The organism is Frigidibacter sp. ROC022 (assembly GCF_024723735.1).
Classification (GTDB): Bacteria; Pseudomonadota; Alphaproteobacteria; order Rhodobacterales; family Rhodobacteraceae; genus SLM-1.
Window position 1 is genome coordinate 84,118 of record NZ_JANQDU010000002.1, and the last position, 21,359, is coordinate 105,476.

Sequence of the window (21,359 nt, forward strand, 5' to 3'; positions counted from 1 at the left end):
ACGCGCAGGGAAGGGGATCGCAGAGCCGATCGACCAATCCGCGCAGAACGCCGGGCCGTCCGCCGCAGTTGCCCGGCGGAAGACCTCCATTGGGTCGACACTGAATCGTTTCCATAGCGTCAACGAAGTATTTCCCGCAGCACCGAAGATGCGCGAAACACCGTCGCCCCGGTTGGTCGATTCTATGTTAACGTCCCCTTGGGGGAAAGTTCGGGAATCACTGTTCTTTCGAGATCTTTTCGGATTCCCGACTGATTGTTTTTCCTGAATGCGTCTGTTCGGCGCCTGTCTTGTAATACTGGAGGGGGACTATGTTGAGGACACTAATACTTGCCGCCGCATTTGCGGCCGGGGCAATGACCGGGGCGGCGCAGGCCGCAACGCTCGACTTCATGGGCTATGCCAACAGCGGCGAAAAGGGCGTCGCAAATGGCACGATGATCAGCAGCCCGTTTTTCGATGGCGAGACCGTGACTTTCTCGGCCACGGCCAGTGGCAACGACGCCTACGCCTATTTCGACGCCGGCGATGCCGGCCTCGGCGTCTGCAAGTCGCTGACCCAGTCGGACCAGTGCACGCCGTCCAGTGATGACAACGTGACATATGGCGAGGCCGTGACCATCGCCTTTGACGGCCTCAGGACGCTCAGCGACATCCTGTTCCGCGCCGAAGGCCATGTTCCGCTGACGACGAATGAGACACTGCTCTTCGGCATCAACGGCGGCACTCTGACAGAATATACCTTTGCCGGCCTCAGCGGACTGAGCTTCGGAAATGTCAGCTCTGCGACCTTTGCCTTTGGCGGCACCAGCGAGCAACAGTTCTACATCCAGTCGGCCGTCGTCACTGCCGCAACGGTCCCGCTTCCGGCCGCGGCACCGATGCTGCTGATGGCACTGGGCGGCTTCGGTTTCGCCGCGCGCCGCAAGCGCAAGCAGGCGGCCTGACCCGACACGATAGAAGAAATCGAAAGGGCGGCAGACCGAAGTCTGCCGCCCTTTCCTGTTTCGGCGAACCCTGGCCTCAGGCCAGCGAGGGGTCGATGCCCTTGCAGGCGGCGACGAGGCCCTCGACGGCTTCGACCGACTTGTCGAACATCGCCTGCTCGTCCTTGGAAAGCTTGATGTCGATGATCCGCTCGATGCCGCCGGCGCCGATCACGGTCGGCACGCCGACATACAGCCCCTTCAGGCCATAGGCCCCGTCGACACGGGCGGCGCAGGGCAGCACCCGCTTCTGATCCTTCAGATAGGCCTCGGCCATTTCGATGGCGCTGGCGGCGGGCGCGTAGAAGGCGCTGCCGGTCTTGAGCAGCCCGACGATCTCGGCGCCGCCATCGCGGGTGCGCTGCACGATCGCGTCCAGCTTGTCCTGGGTGGTCCAGCCCATGCTGACCAGGTCCGGCAGCGGAATGCCGGCGACGGTGGAATAGCGCACCAGCGGCACCATCGTGTCGCCATGGCCGCCCAGCACGAAGGCGGTGACATCACGCATCGAGACGCCGAATTCAAGGCTCAGGAAATGCCGGAACCGCGCCGAATCGAGCACGCCGGCCATGCCGACGACCTTCTCGGCCGGCAGGCCCGAGAACTCGCGCAGGGCCCAGACCATCGCGTCCAGCGGGTTGGTGATGCAGATCACGAAGGCGTCCGGGCAGTTCGCCTTGATCCCCTCGCCGACCGCCTTCATGACCTTGAGGTTGATCCCCAGCAGGTCGTCCCGGCTCATCCCCGGTTTGCGCGGCACCCCGGCGGTGACGATGCAGACATCGGCCCCGGCAATGTCGGCGTAATCGTTGGCACCCTTCAGCTCCGCGTCAAAGCCCGAAACCGGGCCGCTCTCGGCAAGGTCGAGCGCCTTGCCCTGCGGCACGCCTTCGGCGATGTCGAACAGGGTGACATCACCGAGCTCTTTGGTGACGGCAAGGTGGGCAAGTGTGCCGCCGATCTGTCCTGCGCCGATAAGGGCGATTTTCGATCTGGCCATGGTCTTCGGTCTCCCGCATGGGTTGGATTGACGGCGCGAGGCTTAGGCCCTGTTGCCCCGGCGTGCAAGGCCGCTGCGCCGCGGCACATCGCCAACCCCTGTCAGACCGCCGATGTTTGCGCTAAAGCGGCGCCCGAGGCAGGGAGGCCGATCGATGGGTTTCGAAGATTTCGGGTTTTGGGCCGCGGCCATCACCGCGGCGATTCTGGTCGGCATGTCCAAGGGGGGTCTGCCGATCGTCGCCATGCTCTCGGTGCCGATCATGACCCTGGTGATCAACCCGGTCATGGCGGCGGGGCTGCTGCTGCCGGTCTATGTCGTCTCGGACATGTTCGGTCTCTGGGCCTATCGCCGCGACTTCGACAGGCTGCTGCTGCGGATCCTGATCCCGCCCTGCATCCTCGGCGTCGCGATCGGCTGGGCCACCGCCACCCTGGTGCCCGAGCGTCTGGTCACCGGGCTGATCGGCCTGATCGGCGCCGCCTTCGCGCTGAACCTGCTGTTGCGCCATGCGCAGGAAGGCCCGCCGCGCAAGCCGCGGCTGGGCCCCGGCTGGTTCTGGGGCACGGTGGCCGGTTTCACCAGCTTCGTCAGCCATTCCGGCGGCCCGCCCTATCAGGTCTATGTGCTGCCGCTGCGGCTGAAGAAGACGGTCTTCGCCGGCACCACGACGATCCTCTTCGCCATCATCAACGCGGTGAAGCTGATCCCCTACTATTTCCTCGGCCAGCTCTCCGCCGACAACCTGCATGTCGCGCTGCTGCTGATGCTGCCCGCCTCGCTGGCGGTTTTCGCCGGGGTCCGGCTGGTCCGCATCCTGCCCGAGAAGCTGTTCTTCCAGATCGTCACCTGGGCGCTGCTGGCGATCTCGCTGAAACTGCTCTGGGATGCCGCAAGGGGCGGCTAACCGTCCATCGCCCCGTCCCAGTCATAGACCACGATGCCCTCCGTCTCGCGCGCCGCGAGCCTGCGATAGAGCGCCCGCGCCGCGGCGTTGTCGGCTTCCGTGGCCAGCCAGATTCCCTCGCAGCCCAGGCCCCGCGCCGTCTCCAGCAGCAGGGCGACCAGCCGGCTGGCGATCCCGCGCTTCCGGTGGCTCTCGGCGGTCCCGACCTCCGAGACGAAGAAGGCCGGCGCCTTGTCTGGATGCAGCAGCACCATGCCGCTGGCCATGCCGACCATTCGGGCCCCGTCGAAGGCGCCGACCAGAACGTGATCGTCGCGGGACAGGAAGGCGCGGGTCTGATCCGGCCGGCAGGGATGATCGAAAACGCCCTCCGAGGCCAGGACCGCCGCCGCATCCTCTGGACCGAGCCGGCGAATGGTGATTTCCATGGGGCCAGCATGGAAGGGCCGCGCATGAAACTCAAGGACATCGAGATCTTCACCGTCGCCCCCCCGGCCCCGGGCTGGGGCGGGCGCTACTGGACCTTCGTGAAGCTCACCACCGACGACGGCATCAGCGGCTATGGCGAATGCTATGCCTCAACCGTCGGACCGAAGGCGCAGAACGCGGTGATCGAGGATGTCTTTGCCCGCCACATGGCCGGTGAGAGCCCCGAGAACATCGAGCTGATGTTCCGCCGCGCCTATTCCGCCGGCTTCACCCAGCGTCCCGACCCGACCGTGATCGGCGCCTTCTCGGGGCTCGAGATCGCCTGCTGGGACATCCTCGGCAAGGCCAGGAACCGCCCGGTCTGGGCGCTGCTGGGCGGCATGATGAACCGGCGCATCCGCTCCTACACCTATCTCTACCCCGGCCCGCAGGACGACGCCGCCGCCTTCTGGACCTCGCCCGACATGGCCGCCGAGGCGGCGCTGCGGATGGTCGATCTGGGCTTCACCGCGATCAAGTTCGACCCGGCCGGCCCCTATACGATCCGCGGCGGCCACATGCCCGCGATGTCCGACATCAGCCGCTCGGTGGCCTTCTGCAAGGCGATCCGCGAAGCGGTGGGCGACCGCGCCGACCTGCTGTTCGGCACCCATGGCCAGTTCTCCACCGGCGGCGCGATCCGGCTGGGCCAGGCGCTCGAACCCTGGTCGCCGCTCTGGTACGAAGAGCCGGTCCCGCCCGACGACTTCGCCGCGCTGGCCGAGGTGGCGCGGGGCGTCCGCATCCCGGTGGCCACCGGCGAGCGGCTGACCACCAAGAACGAATTCGCCCTCGCCCTGCGTGCCGGCACCGCGATCCTGCAACCGGCCCTGGGCCGGGCGGGCGGCATCTGGGAAGGCAAGAAGATCGCCGCCCTGGCCGAGACCCACAACGCCCAGATGGCGCCGCATCTCTATGCCGGGCCGGTGGAATGGGCCGCCAACATCCACCTCTCGGCCTCGATCCCCAACCTGCTGATGGCCGAGACCATCGAGACCGGCGGCGCCTTTCACATGGCGCTGATCCGCAACACGATCACCTGGGAAGACGGCTTCATCCTGCCGCCCGAGACGCCCGGACTGGGCATCGACTTCGACGAAGCCCTGGCCCGCGCGCATCCCTATGCCGGCGACCGGCTGCATCTGGAAATGCAGGAAGCCCCCTGCGACTGGCGCCACGGCAACCGTTTTCAGGGCGGGGCGTCGGGCGAGTAGCGACCGAGGGCGCGAAGCGGTGGGTCATGGCCGCATTCAAACCCAGACTTTGTCCTAGGAGTCTTCGTCTTCTCGTCTTGACCATAACACACGCCTGGTATCGCCTACGCCGACAACAACCTGCCATCTGGCGAATGTCGCTTGTAGTTCCCCCGCTGGCACCAAACCTTCATGCAAGGTGACCAATTGCCGTGACTGGATCCACTTTTCCCGTGTTGCCCGAATAGCAAGGCGAGTGCCGGTCCTGACTACCGCCAAAGACGGAGGATTGTATACATTAACGTCAACCAGGCTGCTTTCATCCACTTCAACTCGGACGTCCGGAACAATCAAGCCCTTCCAGCTATCGTTGCCTTCGCATTCAATAAGGCAGGATTTTTGATCCCCCGAAAGTAATACCGCTACGGCGACACCCTCCAGTTCGCCAATCAGCATGGCCTCGTCGTACTTACTTATCGGAAGAAGCAAGCTAAGAGGTCTGGCAGTACCAACATCGCCAACAGTGAACTCTTCGGGTGACAACATGCCTACCTCACCGTATTGAACTCAGAAGACTCGTGCTCAACGTATCCAAACGGTTCACTTACCAATAAAAAGGGGCACGTGGTCCGCGGAGATAGCCCCACCGAGATACCAAATACGTTAGCCCAAGAACACTGCATCTTGCTGTCAAACCCATCTGCGGCGAATGTCGGTTCGTCCGCACTTGGGACAGTGGCCGGAACCAATCGGTTGGTTGACGCGCAGGGTTTCGCGGCGCTCCTCTTCATCAAGAATTTCAGCTGCAAAGTGGTGGCCACAGTTGCTGCACTGGAAGAGCACGCTCTCAGGCATAGGTGATCCCCGCCTGCTCGAGAAATCTGTTCCATAGGTATTCGGCCGCCTGCTCTGCATTCAGCCTACTAGGTTCGTTCCCAATAGCCTCCAAAGCCTTGACAAGAAACTGATCGTATTCGTCCGAAGAAACGTTGAATCCGCCATTCGCCGTATTGTCTGCAGCATTTTCGTCAAAGGAGTAGTAGATATCCGCCAACATAAGCCGTCCACTTCGACGATAGACCGTGATGTGCGCAGTTCCGTTCTGAAGGCCGCGGTTCACAACTGTGCCGCCGAACGAGTATTCGGATCGGTCAACAAAACGACCTCGCAGACCTTCAATTTCGTCTAACTCGCCAATTGCCCTCCGGAAATAGTCTCTGATCGTGGCAAAGGCTGCGTCTCGATACTCACTGCGATCAATCTCGTCGAAATCGCGCTGTATGCGAAAGCGCGGAACGCCTCGCTGCGGCTGCGCCGGCGCAATTGCTTCATTGGCATGTTCACGCATCACCGCCCCACCAGCATCAACGATTCGCCGAAGCTCCTGTACGATATCAAGGTAAGCAGTGTTCTTGTTCGTCCATTCGGAAATTGGTAGACCGTCCTTGGGAAGCGCCTTCAATTTTCGTAGTTGCGGAATCCCTGCCCAGTCGCACGGTTCGACAATAATCGGTACAACTCGTGCTTCGCCCGCATCATGCCGCTCAAGTGCGCGCTGCATTTCTCGCTCAACACAATACTCCGACGCGATGAAATCCGGGCTAACCATGAGAAGAAAGAGATCCGCGGAGTTCAGCTCCTTATTGATTTCTTCATCTAAAGCATCGCCCGCGAGGATTTCGCGGTCATACCACGCCTCAATTCGACCTTCGCGCTGAAGGTTTGCAAGATGAACATGCAGGCGCTCAAGCGCACCACTATCTCGGTGAGAATAGGAAATAAATGCTCGCATTTAGCCCCCAGACGTTTCCGGTTCTGTTTCAAAGTATCCGTTCGACCCAGATTCGGCAACTCCAATTTGAAAGGCGCAGCTAAACGAGCGAATGATAGTCCTCGGAAAGGAATCGCAGTTTAGCTCCACGTCGCCAATTGAAACTGGATTTGTATAGATTCAAAGCCCCCGACAGAAAATTGACGGGCGCGCCCCTCCAGGACCGCGCCCGCCGACTGCTGCTCAAAAGGTCTTCGGTTGAAATTCCGTTCCCGGCCCTAGAGACCCAGAAGGGTCACCTCGGCCTGATCGCCTGCGCCGGCGCCGCGATAGGCCATTTCCACCGCCTGAATCCGGCGGCGGCTGCCGGGCATGTCGATGGCGCGGCTTCGGCCGCCGGCGGGGACCAGATCGCCCAGCGGCACCTCGATGCTGTCGCCGTTGCCGAACCGGATCACCAGCCGTTCAAAGCGGACCGCCGCCCCGGCGACCTGAAGCCGCAGGGTGGTGCAGCGGCCGCGTCCGGGGCCGACCTCGATCCGGTCGGCCTCCTGCGCCAGGTCCAGCTTGCAGCGCCCGAGAATCCGCCAGGACGACGCGGCGGCGGGCCTTGCGGCCAGGCCCGCGACAAAGACCAGCCCTGCCAGGGTCCGGCGACGTGTCAGCATGGGCGATCTCCTTTCCCCCCCGCCGCGGCGATCCGGCGCTGCGGCTTCCGGGAAAAGGATCTACCCCGGACCCCGGCGGAAGCCGAATGACAAAGCCTGTCATCCGGGCAAAACCGTCAAGATTCGGTTAACCAAGCCGGAGTTTGTTCGAAATATCCCAATGAAATCAACGTGTCCCCATGGGGACACCGGCCTAGACCGCCATTGTCGCCGCCACGGCCCGCTTCCAGCGGTCATATCTGGCATCGCGCAGGGCCGGGTCCATCCCCGGCTCGAAGCGCCGTTCCAGGGCCCAGCTCTCGGCGAAGGCATCCTGGTCCGGATAGACTCCGGCCTGCATCCCGGCCAGCCAGGCCGCCCCCAGTGCCGTGGTCTCCAGCACCTGCGGCCGGTCCACCGGCGCGTCGAGGATGTCGGCCAGGAACTGCATCGTCCAGTCGCTGGCGCACATCCCGCCATCGACCCGCAGCACCGCCGCGCCCTCGGTCTGCCAGTCGGCCCGCATCGCCTCCATCAGGTCGCGGGTCTGGAAGCCGACGCTTTCCAGCGCCGCGCGCGCCAGTTCGGCGGCGCCCGAGTTGCGGGTCAGCCCGAACACCGCGCCGCGGCAATCGGCATTCCAGTAGGGCGCGCCAAGCCCGGTGAAGGCCGGCACCAGCACCAGGTCCTGCGCCGGATCGGCATTGCGCGCCAGCGGTCCGGCCTCGGCGGCCTTGCCGATCAGCTTCACCCCGTCGCGCAGCCATTGCACCACCGCCCCCGCCACGAAGATCGACCCTTCCAGCGCATAGCTGCGCTTGCCGTTCAGTTGATAGGCCACGGTGCTGAGCAGCCGGTTCGAGGAGATCACCGGCGCATCGCCGGTGTTCAGCAGCGCAAAGCATCCGGTGCCATAGGTCGATTTCATCATCCCCGGCCGGAAACATGCCTGCCCCACGGTCGCCGCCTGCTGGTCGCCGGCAACGCCGAGGATCGGCAGCGCACGGCCGAACAGCTCGGGCTCGGTCGTCCCGAAGTCGGCGGCGCAATCGCGGATTTCCGGCAGCATCGCCATCGGGATGTCGAGCAGGCGGCACATCTCTTCCGACCATTGCCCCGTGCGCAGGTCGCACAGCAGCGTCCGCGCCGCGTTGGTCGCATCCGTGGCATGCACCCTGCCGCCGGTCAGCTTCCAGATCAGCCAGCTGTCGACGGTGCCGAACAGCAGTTCCCCCGCCGCCGCCCGCGCCCGCGCACCTTCGGTCTGGTCCAGCACCCAGGCCAGCTTGGTGCCCGAGAAATACGGGTCGAGCAACAACCCCGTGGCTTGCGTCACCGCCGCTTCATGGCCTTCCGCACGAAGCCGCTCGCAGGTGGAAGCGGTGCGCCGGTCCTGCCAGACGATGGCATTGTGCAGGGGCTTGCCGCTGGCCTTCTCCCAGACCAGCGTGGTCTCGCGCTGATTGGTGATGCCGATCCCGGCGATGGTGGCATCACCCGCCTTGGCGAGCGCCGCCCGCGACACCCGCAGCACGGTCTGCCAGAGGTCTTCCGGCGCATGTTCGACCCAGCCGGAGTCCGGGTAGTGCTGCTCGAATTCCTCCTGCGCACTGGCGACGGGACGCAGTTCCCCGTCAAAGACAATCGCCCTGCTCGATGTGGTGCCCTGATCGATCGCCAGAATATGCGCCATTCACCCCTCCCCGGTTGCTGCTGTGCCAGATTTCGCGGCGGAGAGTGGCGAGCCGTCAGGGCCATGTCAACGTGCCGGGCCGGGCGGCGCCACCGGGCGCGGCGGCCCTATCCCGGCAGCCCGGTCAACCGGGCGATCAGCTCGCTGCTGTTGCGAACCTCCAGTTTCGCGAGCAGGCGCGAGCGATGCGCCTCGACGGTTCGCGGCGAGATGTTGAGCAAGCCGCCGATCTCGCGGCTGGTATGGCCATGGGTCAGCAACATGGCGACCTCTCTCTCGCGCCGGGTCAGACGGGTCATCGGCCGGACCGCAGAGATGTCGGCAAAGGCCCAGACCGCATGCGCAAAGGGATCTTCCGGCGTCAGCGACTGGCCCCGCACCCGGCACCAGAAATGCTCGCCGTTGCGGCGTTTCATGATGCGCTCGTCATGGTAGCGCCCGGTGCCGCGCATGCGCTCCAGGCCGATCGCTCCGATGCGCCGGAATTCCTCGGAGGATGGATAGAGCTTTGCCAGCGACTGGTTTTCAAGCTCGTGGCGCGCATAGCCGAAGGTTTCGCAGAACCGGGCATTGCAGGATTCGATCGTCCGGTGCCGGGTCACGGCCAGCCCGGTGGGCGCGAATTCGAACCCTATATCGGCGCTTGCTGCCAAACTGTCCCTCTCCATGCCGAAAATCGCGGGACTCTACGGATTGATGTGGTCCGGCCCGGGCGCATTATTAGGGCCGACAGAGGGAGGAGACAATGAACGCCCGTATCCCGAACCGGGGCCGCAACCATGGCGGCCGGACCGAAGCGCCCGCGCCCTGCCGCCGGGGCCGGCCATGAACCCGGCGGAATGGCTGCGCCGGACCAGCCGGCGGCATCCGCAACGCCCGGCGCTGCTGGAAGGCGAAACGGTGGTCGCCGACTACGCGGGGTTCGACCACGCCGCATCGGCGATCGCGGCCGGGCTGGCCAGATTCCACGGCATCGCGCCGGGCGACCGGGTGGCGATCTTCGCCGCCAATTGCACCGATTACCTGCCGGTGCTCTATGGCGCCTGGTCCGCCGGGGCGGCGGTGGTGCCGATCAATGCCAAGCTGCACCCGAAGGAGGTGGCCTGGATGCTCGACCACTCGGGCGCCAGGCTCTGCTTCACCAGCCCGGATCACGTCGATGACCTGGCCGGGCGGGTCGGCGGCGATGTTGCCGTGCTCGGGCTTGGCGGAGAGGCGCACCGAAAGCTTCTGGCCGCCACGCCGCGCCCCGAACCGGCGCCTCTGGCGGCCGATGACCTGCTGTGGCTCTTCTATACATCGGGCACCACCGGCAAGCCCAAGGGGGTGATGCTGACCGCCGCCAATCTGATGGCGATGACCCTGTCCTATTTCGTCGATGTGGACGACGTCGGGGCCGGGGACGCGGCGCTTTACGCGGCGCCGATGTCGCATGGGGCGGGGCTCTACAACTTCATGCACGTGATCCGCGGCGCCCGGCATGTGGTGCCACGCTCGGGCGGCTTCGATCCGGACGAGATACTCGACCTTTCGGCAAGGCTGCGGAATGTGTCGATGTTCGCGGCCCCGACCATGGTCGGGCGGCTGATCGACACATGCAGGGCGCGGGGATCGGGGGCGGAAGGTATCCGCACCATCGTCTATGGTGGCGGGCCGATGTATCTGGCCGACATCATCGCGGCCGTCGAGACGATCGGGCCGCGCTTCGTGCAGATCTACGGCCAGGGGGAATGCCCGATGGCGATCACCGCGCTCTCCCGCGAGGACATCGCCGACCGCACCTCGCCGCGCTGGCGCGAGCGGCTGGCCTCGGTCGGCCGGGCCCAGTCGGCGGCGCGGGTCAGGATCGCCGACAGCGAGGGCAATGCCCTGCCGCCGGGCGAGATCGGAGAGATCCTGGTGCAGGGGGTCGGCGTCATGGCCGGCTATTGGCGCAACGAACAGGCCACCGCGGCGACGCTGCGCGACGGCTGGCTCTGGACCGGCGATGTCGGCGCCATGGACGAAGACGGATACGTGACCCTGCACGACCGGTCCAAGGACATGATCATCTCGGGCGGCAGCAACATCTACCCGCGCGAGGTGGAAGAGGTGCTGCTGACCCATCCGGAGCTGCGCGAGGTCGCCGTGGTCGGCCGCAGGCACGCGGATTGGGGAGAAGAGGTGGTGGCCTTCGTGGTCCGGGTGCCGGGCGGAACGGTCGGCGAGGCGGAACTCGACGCCCTCTGCCTGGACCAGATCGCCCGGTTCAAGCGGCCCAAGGCCTATGTGTTCTGCGACGAACTGCCGAAGAACAACTACGGCAAGGTGCTCAAGACCGAATTGCGCAACAGACTGGAGGAAGTTGGATGAGCGAAGGATATCTCAGCGGGCGCACGGCGCTGGTGACCGGCTCGACGCAGGGCATCGGGCTGGCCATCGCCCGCGCCCTGGCCGGCGAAGGCGCCCGGATCGCCCTGCACGGGCTGATCGACGCCGACGACAGCACCGCGATCGAGGCCGAGATCCGCGAGGCGGGCGCCCCCGAGACCCGGTTCCTCAACTCCGATCTGAGGGACCCGGCCGCCATCGACGCGATGATGGACGCGCTTGCCGACTGGGGCGGTCTCGACATCCTGGTCAACAATGCGGGGATTCAGACCACCGTCTCGCTGAAGGACGCGACGCCGGCGATCTGGGACGCGATCATCGCCGTCAACCTTTCCGCCGCCTTCCACACCATGCGCCGGGCGCTGCCCGACATGGCCGGGCGCGGCTTTGGCCGGGTGGCCAATATCGCCTCGGTGCACGGGCTGGTCGGCTCGGTTCACAAGGCGCCCTATGTCGCGGCCAAGCACGGCCTGGTCGGGATGAGCAAGGTCGCGGCGCTGGAATATGCAACGGCCGGCAGCAAGACCTCGGGCGGGGTCACGATCAACTGCATCTGCCCGGGCTGGACCGAGACCACGCTGATCGAGCCGCAGGTCGAGGCGCGGGCGGCCGAATTCGGCGGCGACCGCGACAAGGGCATCGCCAGCCTGCTGGCCGAGAAGCAGCCCAGTCAGCGCACCTCTGACCCGTCCGAGATCGGACGGCTGGCTGCCTGGCTGTGCCACCCGGCATCGCACAATGTCACCGGCACCGCGATCCCGGTCGATGGCGGCTGGACCGCGCAATAGTAGGATGGCCGGGGGCGGGTCGGGCCCGCCCCTGCGCCGCGGCTAGCGCGACGGCGAATCGCGATACTGCCGCAGCTCCAGCTTGGCGATGGTCTCGCGGTGCACCTCGTCCGGTCCGTCGGCCAGCCGCAGGGTGCGCTGATTGGCATAGGCCGCAGCCAGGAAGCTGTCCTGACAGACCCCCATCCCGCCATGCACCTGGATGGCGCGGTCCACCACCCGGCAGGCCATGTTCGGCGCCACGACCTTGATCATGGCGATCTCCTTGCGGGCCGCCTTGTTGCCGACCGTGTCCATCATATGCGCCGCCCGCATGGTCAGCAGCCGTGCCTGATCGATCTCGATCCGGCTTTCGGCGATCCAGTGCCGGGTGACGCCGTGGTCGGAGATCGGCCGGCCGAAGGCTTCGCGCTGCCGGGCGCGCCGGCACATCGCCTCCAGCGCCCGTTCCGCCATCCCGATCGACCGCATGCAATGGTGAATCCGCCCCGGCCCCAGCCGGCCCTGCGCGATCTCGAAGCCCCGACCCTCGCCCAGCAGGATGTTCGACACCGGGACCCGCACATCGGTATAGCTGACCTCGGCATGGCCATGCGGCGCGTCGTCGTAGCCGAAGACCGTGAGCGGACGCTCGACCTTCACGCCCGGCGTGTCGAAGGGCACCAGCACCATGGATTGCTGCTTGTGGCTTTCCGCCGTCGGGTCGGTCTTGCCCATCACGATGGCGATCTTGCAGCGCGGGTCCATGGCGCCGGAAGACCACCATTTCCGGCCGTTGATGACATAGTGGTCGCCGTCCCGCTCGATCCGGGTCTGGATGTTGGTGGCGTCGGACGAGGCGACATCCGGTTCGGTCATCGCGAAACAGGACCGGATCTCGCCGTCCAGCAGCGGCTTCAGCCAGCGCTCCTTCTGCTCCTCGCTGCCATAGAGCCAGATCGTCTCCATGTTGCCGGTATCGGGCGGCGAGCAGTTGAAGCATTCCGGCCCGATCGGCGAGCGCCCCATGATCTCGCACAGCGCGGCGTAATCGAGGTTCGACAGCGCGGCGCCGCCGTATTTTCGGGCGTCCTCATAGGGCAGGAAGAGGTTCCACAGCCCCGCCGCGCGGGCCTTGGCCTTCAGCTCCTCGACGATCGGCGGAACTTCCCAGCGTCCGCCCTCGGCATGCTGGCGGGCGTGGACTTCTTCCGCCGGATAGACATGATCCTCCATGAACCGCAGCAGGGCGGCCCGCAGTTCCCTGGCCCGGTCCGTCAGGGCAAACATGTCGTCCATTGCTGATCCTCCTGAACCGACGGGGCCGGATGGTCCGTCTCGGGATTTTCACCCGGCCCGTGCGCCCTGTCAACGCGCGGAAGGGATTTTCGCTTTACGGAATTTGACCGGTCTCCTAGGATTCGGCGCGATGGAAATCCTGCGCCGGGGAGAGCAAGGTTCGATGCACCGCGCAAGACAGATCACGCCGCCGCCCGCCGCACCCGGCACGGTGCGATCCTTCGCGGACGAGTTTCTGGCCGCGGCGGCGCGGCATCCCGACAAGATCGCGGTGACGGACGAAAGCGGCAGCCTGACCTGGGCCGAATTTGCCGGGCTGGCGGCGCGGGTGGCGCGACGGCTGGCCGAACAGGGCATCGGGCCGGGCGGTTTCGTCGGCACCCTGGCCGAGAACTCGGCCCGGCACCTGGCGGTCTATTGCGGAACGCTCATCGCCGGCGCCTGCATCGCGCCGCTGCCAACCAGCGCCAATCCCGCGACCCTGCGGCAGATGCGCGACAACTGCGGTGCCCGGCTGCTGTTCGCCTCGCCCGCATTTGCCGAGACCGCCGCGGGCCTGGGGGCGCAGGTCGTGCCGCTGGCCGAGCTTGACGGCTGGACCGCGGGGGCCGAGCCGCTGGACCCGGTGCCGGTCGGGGGCGAAGACCTCTTCGACCTGATCTATTCCTCCGGCACCACAGGGGCGCCGAAGGGGATCGAGCATGACCACCTGTTCCGCTCCCGCCAGTTCGACCGGCTGCTTCGCTGGGACATGGGGCCCGAGGCGGTCACGCTGGTCTCGACCCCGCTCTATTCCAACACCACGCTTGTCGCGGTACTGCCAACTCTGGTCTCGGGCGGCTCGATCGTGACCATGGCCCGCTTCGACTGCGCCCGGTTCCTGGAACTGTCGCAACAGCACCGGGTCAGCCATGCGATGCTGGTCCCGGTGCAGTATCGGCGCCTGATGGAGCATCCCGGGTTCGATAGCTACGATCTCACCTCCTACCGGGCGAAACTGTCCACCTCGGCGCCCCTCTCGGCCGATCTGATCGCCCGGGTGCAGGCGCGCTGGCCGGGCAATCTGGTCGCCTTCTACGGCATGACCGAAGGTGGCGTTTCCTGCGTGCTCGACTGCGATGCGGACCCCGGGAAGTGGGACACCGCCGGCCGCCCGGCCCCGGGTTGCGACGTCCGGGTGATCGACGATTCGGGCGCCGAACTGCCGCCCGGCGTGCCGGGCGAGGTGGTGGCGCGGAACGGCTCGATGATGGCGGGCTATCATCTGGCGCCCGAGAAGACCGCCGAGGTGGTCTGGCGCAGCCCCGAGGGGCTGGACTTCATCCGCACCGGCGATATCGGCCGGATCGATCCCGATGGCTATGTGCGGCTGTCGGACCGCAAGAAGGACATGATCCTGACCGGCGGGTTCAACGTCTATGCCTCGGACCTGGAGGCGGTGCTGATGCAGCATCCCGAGGTTTCCGATGCGGCGGTGATCGCGGTGCCCTCGGCGGATTGGGGCGAAACCCCGCTGGCCCTGGTGGTCCCGCGGGGCGGGGCACGGGCGAGCGCCGAGGCGTTGCGGGACTGGGCCAACGCGCGACTTGGCAAGGTGCAGCGGATTTCGGCCGTCGAGTTCCGCGACTCCCTGCCGCGCAGCGACATCGGCAAGGTCCTGAAACGCGAGCTGCGGGCGCCCTATTGGCCAGCGGCCGGGGAAGCAGACCGGGCGCAACCGGAAAGGACGGGCGGGTGAGGTTCGACGGCAGGATTGCCCTGGTCACCGGGGCTTCGGGCGGCATCGGACGGGCCACCATGGCGCGGCTGGCCCGCGAGGGGGCCCGCGTCATCGGAGTCGATCTGGATGCCCAGGCGCTGGCCGCCGCGATGCCCGAGGGCGCCCGGCATATGGCGCAGGTCTGCGATGTCGCGGACGAGGCGCAGGTGCAGGACTGCCTCGCCGCCGTGATCGAGCGATACGGGCGACTCGACGCGCTCTCGAACAATGCCGGGGTGCTCTGCCACACCGCCCCGATCACCGAGATCGACAGCGACGACTGGGCCCGCGTGCTGGGGGTCAACCTGATCGGAATAGGGCATTTCCTGAAACATGCGGGCAGGATCATGGCCGAACAGCGCGCCGGCGCGATCGTCAACACCGCCTCGGTCGCCGGGATCCGCTCGGGGGCCGGGGGGAACATCTATTCCGCGTCCAAGGCCGGGGTGATTTCGCTGACCCAGACCGCCGCCTGCGATCTGGGCGGCTACGGCGTGCGGGTCAACGCCGTCTGTCCCGGGCTGGTCGAGACCGGGATGACCCAGGAGGTCTTCGACCATGCCCGCGCCATCGGCAAGGAGGACCGGCTGGGCTATCGCTGCGAGTTGCGCCGCTATGGCCGCCCCGAGGAGATCGCCGCCGCAATCGCCTTTCTGGCATCGGACGACGCCAGCTACATCACCGGGCAGGCGTTGCCGGTCGATGGCGGCAATACCGCCTCGCTCAACCTGCCGGGGATGAAGATCTAGGCCACCATCGAGGAGCCGACATGCGCAAGAGATCCCCTGCCGCCCCTCTCGCCGACGACGAGGACGACGCCGGCGGCGACCGCCAGTTCGTCACCGCCCTGCACCGCGGACTGGAAGTCCTGCGCGCCTTCCGGCCCGACGACAACCAGGGCCTGGGCAACCGCGAGATCGCAGAGCGCACCGGGCTCCCGAACTCGACCATCTCGCGGCTGACCTACACGCTGCTGAAGCTGGGCTACCTGGTCTACGACGACACCACCGGGCGCTATCGGGTCGGCGTGCCGGTGCTGTCGCTGGGCCTGGCCAGCCTGGGCGGTTCCTGGCTGCGCGACATCGCCCTGCCGCGGATGCAGCAGCTGGCGGATGCCTGCGGCGATGGCATCATGGTCGCGCTTGGCGGGCGTGACGGCATGTCGATGACCTATGTCGCCTGCGCCCGGGCGGCCGGGGTGATCTCCTTGCAGCTCAACGTCGGGTCGCGGATTTCGCTGACCCGCTCGGCCATGGGCCGCGCCTATATCGCCGCCGCCGCGCCGGGGGAGCGGGAACAGATCCTGGCGCAGCTGCGCGAGCGGACCCCGCCCGAGGACCTGCCGCGAATTCTGGACGGGATCGAGGACGCCCGGCAACAGATCGCAAGCCGCGGTTTCTATGCCAACATCGGCCAGTGGAAGCCCGACGTGAATGCGGTCTCGGTGCCCTATCTCTCGCCGCAGGTCGGCAATCCGCCGATGGCCTTCAACCTCGGCGGCCCGGCCTATCTTCTGCCCCCCGAACGGCTGCAGGACGAATTCGGCCCGCGCCTACTGGAACTGGTCCGCGCCGTCAGCCGCCTCTGACCTCACGGGGCTGGACCGATCGGTCCAACGTCTTGGTCTTCACGGAATCGCGCAGCTTTCCCGTTTGCCTTCACCGGGCGATGCCGTCAGAGTTTCCTCAACAAGATGACTGGGAGGAAACCGTGCTTGGGATGATGATGCACCGTCCGCTGATGATAGCGGATATTCTGACCTATGCCGCCGAAGCCTATCCGAAAGGGCGGATCGTCTCGGCCCGGACCGAAGGTGACATACACGAGCAGACCTATCCGCAGACCCTGGCGCGGGTTTCGCAGCTGGCCCATGCGCTGGCCGGTCTGGACATCCAGCCCGGCGACCGGGTGGCGACGCTGGCCTGGAACGGCTACCGGCATTTCGAACTCTACTACGCGATCTCGGGCAGCGGCGCGGTCTGCCACACGATCAACCCGCGCCTGTCGCCCGAACAGCTGGTCTATATCGTCAACCATGCCGCCGACCGGTTGCTGTTCGTCGATACGACATTCGTGCCGCTGATCGCCGCGATTGCCGACAAGCTGCCACGCGATCTGCGCTTCGTGGTGATGACCGACCGGGCCCATATGCCCGACACCGGGCTGCCCGGCGTGCTGTGCTATGAAGAGCTGCTCGACGGTCAGCCGGAAAGCTACGACTGGCCGGAGATGGACGAGAACACCGCCGCCGGGCTCTGTTATACCTCGGGCACCACGGGCAATCCCAAGGGCACGCTCTACAGCCACCGCTCGACGGTGCTGCACGCGCTCACCACCGGCATGCTGCATCCCGGCACCTTCCACGAGGGCAGCCGCGTCCTGCCGGTGGTGCCGCTGTTCCACGTCAACGCCTGGGGCATCCCCTATTCGGCGCCGATGTTCGGGGTCGATATCGTGTTTCCCGGCGGCCGTCTGGACGGCGACAGCCTGTTCGACCTGCTGGAGCGGGAAAAGGTCGTCTCGGCCTGGGGCGTGCCGACGGTCTGGCTCGGGCTGCTGGCGACGATCAAGGCGCGCGGCCGGTTGCCGGAAGGCTTCCAGGAGATGATCGTCGGCGGCTCGGCGCCGGCGCGCAGCATGATCGAGGCGTTCGAGGATATGGGCGTGACGGTCTGCCACGCATGGGGCATGACCGAGATGAGCCCGGTCGGGACCCATGGCAACCTGCCGATCTGGGCCCGCGACCTGCCGCGCGACAAGAAGATCGACCTCAAGGTCCGGCAGGGCCGGCGGCTCTACGGCGTCGATCTAAAGATCGTCGACGACGAGGGCAGGCGGCTGCCGCATGACGGCAAGGCGGCGGGGGAGCTCTATGTGCGCGGCAATGCCGTGGCCACGGGCTATTTCAATGATCCGGCGGCAAGCGCCAAGGCGCTGGACCGCGAGGGGTGGTTCGGCACCGGCGACATCGCCACGATCGACCCGGACGGGTTCCTGACCATTCAGGACCGCTCGAAGGACCTGATCAAGTCGGGCGGCGAGTGGATTTCCTCGATCGACCTCGAGAATGCCGCGATGGCCGCACCGGGGATCGCCGCCTGCGCGGTGATCGCGGTGCCGCATCCGAAATGGGACGAACGGCCACTGCTTGTCGCGGTCCCTGAAGAGGGCGCGACGCCGGACCTGGCCGAGGTTCACAAGCTGATGGAGGGGCATTTCGCGAAATGGCAATTGCCCGACGACATGGTCCTGGTTGAAAGCCTGCCCCTGACCGCGACCGGCAAGGTCTCGAAGCTCACGCTGCGCAAGATGTTCGAGGACTACACCCTGCCGGACCTGCGCTGAACCGGGTGCGGCCCGGCCGCGACGGCAGGGGGTGCGGAGACGCGCCGCCGGCGCTATCACCGGGGCGTTCCGCCGCCAGGGATTCGCTTCAGGAGGAATACCGATGGTCACCCGCGCCGAAATGGCTGCCCGCGTCGGGCAGGAGGTCGGGGTCTCGCGCTGGTTCGACGTGACGCAGAGCCGGATCGACGCCTTCGCCGAGGTGACCGAGGATCACCAGTGGATCCACACCGACCCGTCCCGCGCCGCGCACAGCCCCTTCGGCGGCACCATCGCGCATGGTTTCCTGACGCTCTCGCTGCTGCCGGCGATGATCAACGACGGGGTGCCGGTGATGGAAGGCGTGACCATGGGGGTAAACTACGGCTTCGACCGGGTGCGTTTCGTCTCTCCGGTCCGGGTCGGCGCCCGGCTGCGCGGCCATTTCACCCTCAAGGCCTTTGCCGAACTCGGCCCGCAGGAAGTGCAGACCACCATGGCGGTCACGGTCAGGATCGAGGGCCAGGGCAAGCCAGCGCTGGTCGCCGACTGGCTCGGCCGGCGCTACTTCGGGGACGCGGCATGACCGAAGCCCATGACCCGGGCCAGCTGGACACCGGGGCCGTCACCGACTGGCTGAGCGCGCATCTGCCGGGCTTCCGCGGCCCGGTCACGGCCGAGAAGTTCCCCCGCGGCCAGTCGAACCCGACCTTCCGCCTGACGACCCCCGAGACCAGCTACGTACTGCGCCGCAAGCCGCCCGGCACGCTGCTGAAATCCGCCCACGCGGTCGATCGCGAATTCCGCGTCCAGAAGGCGCTGGCCGGGTCGCAGGTTCCGGTGCCGCGGATGTATCTGCTCTGCGAGGATGACGGCGTGATCGGCTCGGCCTTCTATGTCATGGAGGACGTCCGCGGCCGCAACTTCGACGACCCGGCACTGCCGGAACTGGCCCGCGCCGACCGCCGCGCGGTGCAGGAGGAGATGAGCCGGGTGCTGGCGGCGATCCATTCCGTCGATATCGCCGCGGTCGGGCTGTCGGACTATGGCCCCGGGGGCAATTACTATCGCCGCCAGATCGACCGGTGGACCAAGCAGTACCGCGCCTCGGAAACCACCCGGATCGCCGAGATGGAGGCGCTGATCGGCTGGCTCGACGTCTCGATTCCGCCCGATGACGGGCAACGCACCCTGGTTCATGGCGACTACCGGATCGACAACCTGCTGTTCGCCGATGACGGCCCGCGCTGCCTGGCGGTTCTGGATTGGGAACTGTCCACCATCGGCCATCCCTATGCCGATCTCGCCGCGGTGCTGATGCAATGGCACATGCCTCCGGGTCCGGACGGGCGCGGGCTGGACGGGCTCGACCGCGAAGCCCTGGGCCTGATGAGCGATGCCGAATTCGTCGCGGCCTATTGCGCCCGGCGCGGCCTGGCGGCGATCCCCGATCTCGGCTTCTATCTGGCGTTCTGCAATTTCCGGATGGGCGCCATCCTTCAGGGCGTCTACAAGCGGGCCCTCGACGGCAACGCCTCGAACCCCGAACGCGGGCTGGCGATGGGCGCCACGGTGCCCCGCTTTGCCGAACAGGGGCTGGCGGCAACCAGGGACATGACATGACCGAGACACCGCGCGACCCGATTCTGGGCGAGGAAATCTATCCGCTGCAACGCCATCTGGGCTTCCGGATGCTGGACTGGCGCCCGGATTTCTGCCGCTTCGAACTGCCGCTGCAGCCCTTCCTGATGAACCGCTACGGCATCCCGCATGGCGGCATCCATGCCACGCTGCTGGACACGGCCATGGGCTTTGCCGGCTGCTATACCGGAGACCCGGACCGGCCGCAGCTGGCGATGACCCTGTCGCTGACCGTCAATTTCCTCGGCCAGGCCAAGGGCGAGAGGCTGATCGCCGAGGCCCGCCGGACCGGTGGCGGCGCCCGGACCTTCTTTGCCGAGGGCATGGTGACCGATGATGCCGGCGCCCCGGTCGCCAGCGGCACCGGCGTCTTCCGTTACCGAAGCTCAACCCGAAAGGCGAAGGAATGACCAACGACACCATGCAACGGATCGTGCTGGCCCGGCGGCCGCAGGGCGCCCCGGTGCCCGAGGATTTCCGGCTCGAGACCCTGCCGATTCCGCAGCCGGGCCCGGGCGAGGTGCTGGTCGGGGTCAGCCATCTGTCGCTCGATCCCTATATGCGGGGCCGGATGGACGCCGGCAAATCCTATGCCGCGGCCGTCGAACTGGGCCAGACGATGGAGGGCGGCGCAGTCGGGCAGGTCCTGGCCTCGCAGGCGCCGGACCTGGCCGAGGGCGACTGGGTCTTCGGCCCGCTGGGCTGGGCGAGCCATGCGGTGCTGCCGGGCCATGCGCTGCGGCGGCTCGATCCCGGTCAGGCGCCGGTGACCACCGCCCTGGGCGTCCTGGGCATGCCGGGCTTCACCGGCTGGTATGGGCTGACGGAACTCGGCCGCCCGCGGACCGGCGAGACCCTGGTCGTGGCGGCGGCCACCGGACCGGTCGGCTCGATGGTCGGGCAACTGGCGAAACTGCGCGGATTGCGGGTGGTCGGAATCGCCGGCGGCGCCCGGAAATGCCGCCTGGCGGTGGAGGAGTTCGGCTTCGACGCCTGTATCGACCACAAGGATGCCGGCGGCCGGGCCAGGGACGCCCGGTCCATCGGTGCCGAACTGGAAGAGGCCTGCCCCGACGGGATCGACATCTATTTCGAGAATGTCGGCGGCGCGGTGCTGCAGGCGGTGCTCGGGCTGATGAACCCGCAGGGTCGGATCCCGCTCTGCGGCACCATCGCCTGGTATGATCTCGGCGGCATGGGCCGGGACGGCGGCACGGGCCCCGACATGCTGCCGCGTGCCTGGCGGACGATCCTGGTCAACCGCCTCAAGGTCTCCGGCTTCATCATCTCGGACCATTGGAACCGTCTGCCCGATTTCCTCGCCGAAGTGGCGCCGCTGGTCGGGTCCGGGCAGGTCCGCTATCGAGAGGACATCGCCAAAGGCCTGGAAAACGCCCCCGCCGCCTTCATCGCCATGCTGAAGGGCGGCAACCTGGGCAAGCAGATCGTGCAGATCGCCTGACCGCCCCATCTTTGGGTCCCAAATACTCCCGCCGGAGGCTCCCGCCTTTTCGGCAAGGGCACCGGCGGACCC

Annotated in this window: 21 protein-coding genes; 13 read left to right on the plus strand and 8 right to left on the minus strand. The window is 66.7% G+C overall.

Translation table 11 applies throughout. The features are described from left to right. Positions 1-356: 356 nt before the first annotated feature. Positions 357-947 (plus strand): VPLPA-CTERM sorting domain-containing protein, encoded by a 591-nt coding sequence (locus NUW50_RS07105; protein ID WP_258288406.1) that lies wholly within the window; start codon positions 357-359, stop codon positions 945-947. Between the two features lie 76 nt (positions 948-1,023). Here NUW50_RS07105 and mdh read toward each other — a convergent pair whose 3' ends face one another. Continuing rightward, positions 1,024-1,986, minus strand: coding sequence for a malate dehydrogenase (gene mdh, locus NUW50_RS07110; protein WP_258288407.1), 963 nt, complete (start codon positions 1,984-1,986; stop codon positions 1,024-1,026). A 154-nt stretch (positions 1,987-2,140) separates the two neighbouring features. On the opposite strand from mdh, the gene NUW50_RS07115 reads away from it, so the two are divergent. Further along, positions 2,141-2,893 (plus strand): sulfite exporter TauE/SafE family protein, encoded by a 753-nt coding sequence (locus tag NUW50_RS07115; RefSeq protein WP_258288408.1) that lies wholly within the window; start codon positions 2,141-2,143, stop codon positions 2,891-2,893. Here the strand turns inward: NUW50_RS07115 and NUW50_RS07120 are convergent. Beyond that, entirely contained in the window at positions 2,890-3,321 is a 432-nt protein-coding gene (locus NUW50_RS07120) for a GNAT family N-acetyltransferase (RefSeq protein ID WP_258288409.1), read from the minus strand. The genes NUW50_RS07115 and NUW50_RS07120 overlap by 4 nt on opposite strands. Before the next feature lie 24 nt (positions 3,322-3,345). Here NUW50_RS07120 and NUW50_RS07125 point away from each other — a divergent pair, with 24 nt between their 5' ends. Further along, positions 3,346-4,575 carry a mandelate racemase/muconate lactonizing enzyme family protein gene (locus NUW50_RS07125; protein ID WP_258288410.1) on the plus strand — a complete coding sequence of 410 codons (1,230 nt, stop codon included), beginning with the start codon at positions 3,346-3,348 and terminating at the stop codon, positions 4,573-4,575. A gap of 54 nt (positions 4,576-4,629) precedes the next feature. Here NUW50_RS07125 and NUW50_RS07130 read toward each other — a convergent pair whose 3' ends face one another. The 5 genes from NUW50_RS07130 to NUW50_RS07150 all read right to left on the minus strand — a co-directional run bounded on the left by NUW50_RS07130 (position 4,630) and on the right by NUW50_RS07150 (position 9,318). Continuing rightward, positions 4,630-5,100 (minus strand): hypothetical protein, encoded by a 471-nt coding sequence (locus NUW50_RS07130; RefSeq protein WP_258288411.1) that lies wholly within the window; start codon positions 5,098-5,100, stop codon positions 4,630-4,632. A 301-nt stretch (positions 5,101-5,401) separates the two neighbouring features. Next, complete coding sequence (locus tag NUW50_RS07135; protein ID WP_258288412.1) at positions 5,402-6,346, minus strand: toll/interleukin-1 receptor domain-containing protein; 945 nt, start codon at positions 6,344-6,346, stop codon at positions 5,402-5,404. 257 nt (positions 6,347-6,603) lie between these two features. Beyond that, on the minus strand, positions 6,604-6,993 hold the full coding sequence (locus NUW50_RS07140) for a hypothetical protein (RefSeq protein ID WP_258288413.1): 390 nt from the start codon (positions 6,991-6,993) through the stop codon (positions 6,604-6,606). A 193-nt stretch (positions 6,994-7,186) separates the two neighbouring features. Continuing rightward, complete coding sequence (gene glpK, locus NUW50_RS07145) at positions 7,187-8,665, minus strand: glycerol kinase GlpK (protein WP_258288414.1); 1,479 nt, start codon at positions 8,663-8,665, stop codon at positions 7,187-7,189. A 107-nt stretch (positions 8,666-8,772) separates the two neighbouring features. Then, positions 8,773-9,318, minus strand: coding sequence for a PAS and helix-turn-helix domain-containing protein (locus NUW50_RS07150; protein WP_258288415.1), 546 nt, complete (start codon positions 9,316-9,318; stop codon positions 8,773-8,775). Between the two features lie 172 nt (positions 9,319-9,490). Between NUW50_RS07150 and NUW50_RS07155 the strand changes: the two genes are divergently transcribed. Together NUW50_RS07155 and NUW50_RS07160 are read left to right on the plus strand one after the other, a co-directional pair. Beyond that, positions 9,491-11,017 carry an AMP-binding protein gene (locus NUW50_RS07155; RefSeq protein WP_258288416.1) on the plus strand — a complete coding sequence of 509 codons (1,527 nt, stop codon included), beginning with the start codon at positions 9,491-9,493 and terminating at the stop codon, positions 11,015-11,017. Further along, on the plus strand, positions 11,014-11,823 hold the full coding sequence (locus tag NUW50_RS07160) for a 3-hydroxybutyrate dehydrogenase (RefSeq protein WP_258288417.1): 810 nt from the start codon (positions 11,014-11,016) through the stop codon (positions 11,821-11,823). Before NUW50_RS07155 ends, NUW50_RS07160 begins: the two co-directional genes overlap by 4 nt. A 42-nt stretch (positions 11,824-11,865) precedes the next feature. Here the strand turns inward: NUW50_RS07160 and NUW50_RS07165 are convergent, their stop codons facing one another. After that, positions 11,866-13,101 (minus strand): acyl-CoA dehydrogenase family protein, encoded by a 1,236-nt coding sequence (locus NUW50_RS07165; protein WP_258288418.1) that lies wholly within the window; start codon positions 13,099-13,101, stop codon positions 11,866-11,868. Between the two features lie 130 nt (positions 13,102-13,231). On the opposite strand from NUW50_RS07165, the gene NUW50_RS07170 reads away from it, so the two are divergent. The 8 genes from NUW50_RS07170 to NUW50_RS07205 all read left to right on the plus strand — a co-directional run bounded on the left by NUW50_RS07170 (position 13,232) and on the right by NUW50_RS07205 (position 21,287). Further along, positions 13,232-14,839, plus strand: a complete 1,608-nt coding sequence (locus NUW50_RS07170; RefSeq protein ID WP_258288419.1) for a class I adenylate-forming enzyme family protein — start codon at positions 13,232-13,234, stop codon at positions 14,837-14,839. After that, positions 14,836-15,609, plus strand: a complete 774-nt coding sequence (locus NUW50_RS07175; protein WP_258288420.1) for an SDR family NAD(P)-dependent oxidoreductase — start codon at positions 14,836-14,838, stop codon at positions 15,607-15,609. Before NUW50_RS07170 ends, NUW50_RS07175 begins: the two co-directional genes overlap by 4 nt. 20 nt (positions 15,610-15,629) lie before the next feature. After that, the gene (locus tag NUW50_RS07180; protein WP_258288421.1) at positions 15,630-16,448 is read left to right on the plus strand and encodes an IclR family transcriptional regulator; all 819 of its coding nucleotides are present in this window, start codon (positions 15,630-15,632) and stop codon (positions 16,446-16,448) included. A gap of 122 nt (positions 16,449-16,570) precedes the next feature. Continuing rightward, complete coding sequence (locus NUW50_RS07185) at positions 16,571-18,205, plus strand: long-chain-fatty-acid--CoA ligase (protein ID WP_258288422.1); 1,635 nt, start codon at positions 16,571-16,573, stop codon at positions 18,203-18,205. 103 nt (positions 18,206-18,308) lie between these two features. After that, positions 18,309-18,770, plus strand: coding sequence for a MaoC family dehydratase (locus NUW50_RS07190; RefSeq protein WP_275982005.1), 462 nt, complete (start codon positions 18,309-18,311; stop codon positions 18,768-18,770). Then, on the plus strand, positions 18,767-19,807 hold the full coding sequence (locus NUW50_RS07195) for a phosphotransferase family protein (RefSeq protein ID WP_258288423.1): 1,041 nt from the start codon (positions 18,767-18,769) through the stop codon (positions 19,805-19,807). The genes NUW50_RS07190 and NUW50_RS07195 overlap by 4 nt, the downstream gene beginning before the upstream one ends. Next, entirely contained in the window at positions 19,804-20,235 is a 432-nt protein-coding gene (locus NUW50_RS07200) for a PaaI family thioesterase (protein ID WP_258288424.1), read from the plus strand. Before NUW50_RS07195 ends, NUW50_RS07200 begins: the two co-directional genes overlap by 4 nt. Then, positions 20,232-21,287, plus strand: a complete 1,056-nt coding sequence (locus tag NUW50_RS07205; protein ID WP_258288425.1) for an NADP-dependent oxidoreductase — start codon at positions 20,232-20,234, stop codon at positions 21,285-21,287. Before NUW50_RS07200 ends, NUW50_RS07205 begins: the two co-directional genes overlap by 4 nt. Positions 21,288-21,359 lie beyond the last annotated feature (72 nt).